4 protein-coding genes and 2 pseudogenes are annotated in these 6,580 nt (G+C 72.2%); all 6 read right to left on the bottom strand.

Annotated elements, in window-relative coordinates; translation table 11 throughout:
* Positions 1-365: 365 nt before the first annotated feature.
* Positions 366-803: pseudogene (locus ACFYR3_RS03965) on the bottom strand (aminotransferase class I/II-fold pyridoxal phosphate-dependent enzyme); the annotation flags it as partial.
* Positions 804-838: 35 nt separating this feature from the next.
* Positions 839-2,140, bottom strand: a complete 1,302-nt coding sequence (locus ACFYR3_RS03960; protein WP_355846471.1) for an SWIM zinc finger family protein — start codon at positions 2,138-2,140, stop codon at positions 839-841.
* Positions 2,137-4,986, bottom strand: coding sequence for a DEAD/DEAH box helicase (locus ACFYR3_RS03955; protein WP_389281599.1), 2,850 nt, complete (start codon positions 4,984-4,986; stop codon positions 2,137-2,139). Before ACFYR3_RS03955 ends, ACFYR3_RS03960 begins: the two co-directional genes overlap by 4 nt.
* A gap of 293 nt (positions 4,987-5,279) precedes the next feature.
* Positions 5,280-5,540, bottom strand: a complete 261-nt coding sequence (locus ACFYR3_RS03950; RefSeq protein ID WP_355846465.1) for a Txe/YoeB family addiction module toxin — start codon at positions 5,538-5,540, stop codon at positions 5,280-5,282.
* Positions 5,541-5,549: 9 nt separating this feature from the next.
* Entirely contained in the window at positions 5,550-5,807 is a 258-nt protein-coding gene (locus tag ACFYR3_RS03945) for a type II toxin-antitoxin system Phd/YefM family antitoxin (RefSeq protein ID WP_037676836.1), read from the bottom strand.
* A 162-nt stretch (positions 5,808-5,969) separates the two neighbouring features.
* A pseudogene (locus ACFYR3_RS03940) lies at positions 5,970-6,410 on the bottom strand (aminotransferase class I/II-fold pyridoxal phosphate-dependent enzyme); the annotation flags it as partial.
* Positions 6,411-6,580 lie beyond the last annotated feature (170 nt).

The raw sequence follows: 6,580 nt of genomic DNA, 5'->3' as shown, positions 1-6,580 counted from the left end.
GCCGGACGTCCGGTTCGGCCACTGGGTCGCAGGCCGCCCGGACACCGGGCCGCCATGCCGCCGGTCTCCGGGCCGGCGCGCGGTCCGACCCGCGGCCTCCGCCCTGGGCCGGACGTCCGGTTCGGCCTCCGGGCCGCAGGGACGCACGGTCCCGGGGCCGCCTGCCCGCCTGGCCACTCGGCCACCAGCCCACCAGCCCACCTGGCCGCCTGGCCAGTGGGACATCGGGCCGTCGGACGGTCCGGTCAGTAGATCGTCCCGGTCTGCTCATCCTCGCCCGCGCCGTGCGGGGGCCCGGGCACTCCGCTGAGCGCTTGGGGGAACCGGCTTTCTCTCGCCGCGGTCCGTCTCGGGGTGGTGGGAGTTCAGGAGGCGAGGCGCTGGAGGCGGGCGGTGGCCTCGGTGAGAACGTCGTCCTTCTTGCAGAACGCGAAGCGGACGAAGGGCGCGCCCGCCTCGCGGTGGTCGTAGAAGACCGCGTTCGGGATGGCCACGACCCCGGCGCGCTCGGGCAGGGCGCGGCAGAAGGCGAAGCCGTCCGTCTCGCCGAGCGGGCGGATGTCGGTGGTGATGAAGTACGTGCCCTGCGGCCGGAAGACCGTGAAGCCCGCCTCGGTGAGTCCCGTCGCCAGCAGGTCCCGCTTGCGCAGCATGTCCGCGCGGAAGGTCTCGAAGTACGCGTCCGGCAGCGTGAGCGCCTCGGCGACGGCGTACTGGAACGGCCCCGACGCCACGTACGTCAGGAACTGCTTGGCCGACCGTACGGCGCTGACCAGGGCCGGCGGCGCGGTCACCCAGGCCACTCCATGTTCGTGCACCTATTCGCGGGCGGCGCGGGTCAGGTTGCGAGGAGGGCGGTCAGGACGACGGCGGGGTCGGCGTCGGGTGGTCCGGCCGGCCACCAGGTGCCTTGGTCCTTGGTGTACGGGTACCACAGCCAGTCGCGGCCCAGGCGGAGTTGAGCGTCGCGGCCTTCGACGGTCCACCGGTTGCGCCAGGCGCGGAGCCGAGGTGGTGTGCCGTCGGACCAGTCCGCGCGCAGCGCCTCGCGGGCGCGCTCCAGGCGGGGAGCGGGTGGGTTCCAGGGGCTTTCCAGTACGTCCAGGGAAGCTGCGCCGCCGTGCCGCCACGCCCGGGTGGCGGCCGCGAGTTCGCCGGGGGTGCGGCCGCAGTTCGCGGCGATCCTGGCGAACACGTCCATGGAGGGGTGAGTGGCGGTGAGGCGCGCGGCGTCCTGCCATTCGGTGAGCGGGGCAGGTGGCGCGGAGTCGGCGTGCCGTGCGCCGAGAGCCTGGGCGAGGAGGTGGTGGGCACGCGTCGCGGTGTCGACGGCGAGCAGTTCCAGAGCCGCCGGGTCCAGGCCGGGCTCCGGGACGGCCGAGTCCACCAGCGCGGGGCCGCGGCCGGGCCGATCGGGGAGTGTCGGCAGGCCGGGCAGGGGCGGTAGCGCGGTGCGGGAAACGAAGGCGGGCCCGGCCGGATCACCGGGCCGGGCCGGGCCCGCGCCTGCGGTCGTCGCGGACACGGCGGCTTCGGCGGAGGCGCGGGCGGTGTTGCGGCGGCCGAGCTCGTCCATCAGCTCCCGCTCGCCGCGACCCCGCAGGAGCAGCAGCACGAAGGGGTCGCGGTCCAGGAGGCGGGCGACCTGGTAGCAGAGGGCGGCGGCGTGTTTGCACGGGTAGCCCCAGTCGGGGCAGCTGCACTCGGGGTCGAGGTCCCGGGGACCGGGCAACAACGGGACGCCGGCGGCTGCGGCGTCGTCGGCGAGCCCGGCGGGCATCTCGCCGTCCAGCAGCGCGGCGATGTTGGCGGCCCGCTCGGCGATCATGTCGAGCAGCTGGTCCCACTGCCGGTCCGTCAGCTGCTCGACCGTGACCTTGGAGCGGTACGGGGTGCGGCGGCTGCCGTGCACCGGGGCGCCGACCGAGCCGGGGGCGACGGTGACCGGCCCGACCGCGCCGCCGCGCGCGTACGTCCGGCCGCGCGAGAGGCGCCCGGAATCCAGGGAGGACTCCTCCAGGGAACGCAGCCATGCGCGGCCCCACCAGGACTCGGCGAAGGGTGCGCGGCTGCCCTTGGTCGGCGGAAGTGCCTCGAAGGTACGGGCGGCAGCCTTGCCAGGCCGGCTACTCCTGGTCATCGGCCCGTCCTTCGGAGTGTGACCAGCTCGGCCAGTTCGCTGTCGCTCAGTTCGCTGAAGGCGGCCTCGCCCGAGCCGAGCACCGAGTCGGCCAGTTCCCGCTTCTGGCGGAGCATCTCGGCGACCCGGTCCTCCACGGTGCCCTCGGCGATCAGCTTGTGCACCTGGACCGGCTGGGTCTGTCCGATCCGGTAGGCGCGGTCGGTGGCCTGGTCCTCCACGGCCGGGTTCCACCAGCGGTCGTAGTGGATGACGTGTCCGGCCCGGGTCAGGTTGAGACCGGTGCCGGCGGCCTTGAGGGACAGCAGGAACACCTTCTTCGCACCGCTCTGGAAGACGTCGACCATCTCCTCGCGGCGTTTGACCGTCGTGCCTCCGTGCAGGAACAGGGTGTCCACGCCGCGGTCGGCCAGGTGGCGCTCGATCAGCGCGCCCATGGCCACGTACTGGGTGAAGACCAGGGCCGACCCGTCCTCGGCCAGGACGGTGTCCAGGAGTTCGTCCAGGAGTTCCAGTTTCCCCGAGCGGCCCGGGAGCTTGGCACCCGCGGGTTCCTTCAGGAACTGCGCGGGGTGGTTGCAGACCTGCTTCAGACCGGTGAGCAGCTTCATCACCAGGCCGCGCCGCGCCATGCCCTGCCTCTCCTCGATCTCGGCCATGAGCTCGCGTACCAGAGCCTCGTACAGCGAGACCTGTTCCTTCGTCAGGGACACCGGCTGGTCGGTCTCGGTCTTGGGCGGCAGTTCGGGCGCGATGCCGGGGTCGGACTTGCGCCGGCGCAGCAGGAAGGGTCGGACCAGCGCGGCCAGCCGCCGGGCGGCCTGTTCGTCGCGGTCGCCCTCGACGGCCGTTGCGTAGCGGTCGCGGAAGGAGGTGAGCGTGCCGAGCAGGCCGGGGGTGGTCCAGTCGAGCAGTGACCACAGTTCGGACAGGTTGTTCTCGACCGGGGTGCCGGTCAGCGCGACCCGCCCCCGCGAGGGGATCCGGCGCAGGGCCTGGGCGGTGAGCGCGTGCGGGTTCTTGACGTGCTGGGCCTCGTCGGCGACGAGCAGTCCCCAGGGCTGCCCGGAGAGGCGCTCGGCGTCGCGGCGCATGGTCCCGTAGGTGGTCAGGACGAAGCCGCCGTCCGCTCCGCCGTCGAGGCCGGACAGGTCGCGGCCGGGGCCGTGGAAGCGGCGCACCGGGGCGGTCGGTGCGAAGCGCTGGATCTCGCGCTCCCAGTTGCCGAGCAGCGAGGCGGGGCAGACCACCAGGGTGGGGCCGGCGGTGGGTTCCCGTTCCTGGCGACGCAGGTGGAGAGCGATCAGGGTGACGGTCTTGCCCAGACCCATGTCGTCGGCGAGGCAGCCGCCCAGGCCGAGTGAGGTCATTCGGTGCAGCCAGTTCAGGCCGCGCAGCTGGTAGTCGCGCAGGGTCGCGGCAAGGGCCTTGGGCGGCCCCTGGGGCTCACGCCCGGCGCGGGCCTCGGGGTCGGCGATCCGGGAGCGCAGCTCCTCCAGTGCGCCGTTCGCGGTGACCGCCACCTGTTCGCCGTCCACCTCGACGCTGCCGGTCAGCGCGGCGCCGAGAGCGTCGATCGCGGTCAGCGAGGCCGGGGCCGTCCTGGGCTGCGCGGCCCGTCGCAGTCGGCGGACCAGCTCCGGGTCCACGACCACCCACTGGTCGCGCAACCGTACGATCGGCCGGTGCGCCTGGACCAGTCGTTCCAGCTCCTCCTCGGTGAGTTCCCGGTCCCCGAGGGCGACCCGCCAGCGGAAGTCCAGCATCGCGCCGGAGGACAGGAAGGACTCGGCGGAGGACTGGGTCCCCTTGCGGCGTGCGGGTTCAAGGACTCCGGCGGCGGTCAGTTCGCGGACCAGCTCCTTGGGCCAGTGCACGGCGACCCCGGCCGCGGCAAGGCTCTCGGCCGCGTCGCCCAGCAGCGCCTGGGCCTCCTCGTCGGACAGCTCCAGACCGGCCGGGGCGGCGGAGTCCAGCATCCGTGCGGCCGGGGGCCAGGCGCGGGCGGCCCGGCGCAGCGTCAGCAGCGTGTCCACCTTGGCCCGGGGGCCGAACAGTTCGGGTGCGGTGGCGTGGCCGGACCACAGGTCCGCGGCGTCGGCGAGCACCGTGGGATCGGCGAGGCTGCGCAGTTGGACCACGGCCCGGAAGGAGTCCGCGCGGCCCAGTTCCAGCCGCAGCGACACCGCCAGACCCGCGTCGCGGCCGGCGGCGACCTCCGCCGCCCACCCACGCTGCTCGGGCACCGACTGCGGAGCCCGGACCGCGAACGCCGGTCCGCCGGTCACCTGGCGGGCGGCGGGAGAGCGGGCGAGAGAATCGGCCACGGCGTCCAGGAAGGCCCGCAGCAGTGGCTCGGCCGGCGGAAGCGTGAGGGGGGAGACTCCGGGAACCGCGACCGAGCGGGCCTGGGGAGGCATGGCGAGGGCCAGGGAAACCAGCCGCTCGCGGTCCTCGGTGTCCAACGGACCGACCCGCCACGCGTCGAACCCTTCCGGCGACACCCCGGGCAGCAGCCGGCCACGGGCGAGCAGACGCAGCCCCAGCAGGCCCGCGGTGCCCCAGAACGCGGTACCGGACGACGCCCGCCCGCTGCCATCCGCACCGAGTGCCCGGCAGCGGGTCAGCAACGGCAGCGCCTGCTCCACGGGCAGCAGTACGGCGACCACCCGCGCCCGGCGCACGGATGAACCGTGCGGGCGGACCACGGTGAGTTCCTCGGGTTCCACCCCGAGGTCCGGCGGCTCACCCCCGGGCGTCCAGAACGCCATCCGTCCCATCCGGGGCGGATCGGCGGGAAGGAACACCGCCTCGCCCAAGGCGAGCTCCGGCAACGAAGCGAACATCCATTCCCGGTCAGGAGCTGCCGATTCGGACTCCGCCGACGGGTAGACCTTCGCCACTACGCCCACTCCTGGCACCGGTTTCTGCAACAGTTCGGGAGGGTGCTGGTTGCCCGCGGACCCTCGGCGGGTCAAGGCTATCCGCGCAGACGGCCAGTGCGTGCCAGAGAGTGCTTCACTCACTCGGAGCAGCGCGGGAAGACGTCACCGCCACCCACCACGGACGGCTGCGACACATGTGCGGTCGCAGCCGCCTTACGTGCCGCAGTAGTTGTGCTCGATCCGGTTGGGTCCGGTCAGTTCTCGTAGTGGTAGCGGCACTGAGCGATCAGGACGCTGTCCTCGGTCGCCTTGTAGATCAGTCGCTGCTCGTCGTTGATGCGGCGCGACCAGTAGCCCTGGAATCCGTGCTTGAGCGGTTCCGGTTTACCGATCCCCTCGTTGCCCTTCCGGGCGATGTCCGCGATGAGCGTGTTGATGCGCTTCAGGATCTTCCGGTCCTGCAGCTGCCACCACAGGTAGTCCTCCCAGGCGCGGGAGGAGAAGGTGATCTTCATTCGCGGCCCTTATTCGTCGGTCGCCAGCTCGCGTACGGTGCCGCCGCCGTTTTCCAGCTCGTCGATGGAGGCGAGCAGGCGCCGGGCGTTCGCGGGACTCCGCAGCAGGTACGCCGTCTCCTTGAGGGACTCGTAGTCCTCAAGGGAGACGATGACGACCGGTTCGTGTCCGGCCCGGGTGATGACGACCTCTTCGCGGTCGTCGGTGACGGAGTTGAGTACCTCGGCGTACCGCGCGCGCGACTCGGAATACGTCATGGTCTTCACGATCGAACCTCCCTCGACGTACAAGAAATTGTACGTCGATCCCTGTGGTGCGGCAAGCACGGCAATCGCGGCCGGGACGGGGCGGCCTCCACTGCGACAGCTCCGGGCGGGTGATGTGCGGCAGGCGGCGAGGAAATGCGACGACCGGCCCTGTGGCGGCGGTCAGTGCGCGAACGCCTTGCGGAGCCGTTCCGCCGCGTCTGCCAGTACCTCGACGCGCTTGCAGAACGCGAACCGGACGTATGGTGCGCCGGCCTCTTTGTGGTCGTAGAAGACCGCGTTGGGGATCGCGACGACGCCCGCGCGCTCCGGGAGGGAGCGGCAGAAGGCGGCGCCGTCGCTCTCGCCGAGTGGGCGGATGTCGGTGGTGACGAAGTACGTGCCGGCCGGCCGGAAGGCCCCGAATCCCGCGTCGGCGAGGCCCGCGCTCAGCAGGTTCCGCTTGGCCAGCATGTCCTCACGGAAGGCTGTGAAGTAGGCGTCGGGCAGCCGCAGGGCCTCGGCGACGGCGTACTGGAAGGGGCCGGAGGCGACATAGGTCAGGAACTGCTTCGCGGAGCGGACGGCGGTGACGAGTTGTGCGGTACCCGTCACCCAGGCCACGCCGTGTTCATACACCCATTTGTTTCCTGGCTCCGCGTCGAGCCAGGTCGGTGCCCCCGTGAAATCGTTGCCGGCGCAGCAGCAGGGTCGGATGGGGCGGGTCCCGTCGCAGAAGTAGGGCTTTCAGCTGCTACCCACCTCGCGCGATAGAAATCAGAGCGCAATCAGAG

Source organism: Streptomyces sp. NPDC005784 (assembly GCF_042871525.1).
In the GTDB taxonomy this organism is placed as follows: Bacteria; Actinomycetota; Actinomycetes; order Streptomycetales; family Streptomycetaceae; genus Streptomyces.
Note: the sequence above shows the minus strand (reverse complement) of the source record. Positions and strands in the feature narration are given on the sequence as shown.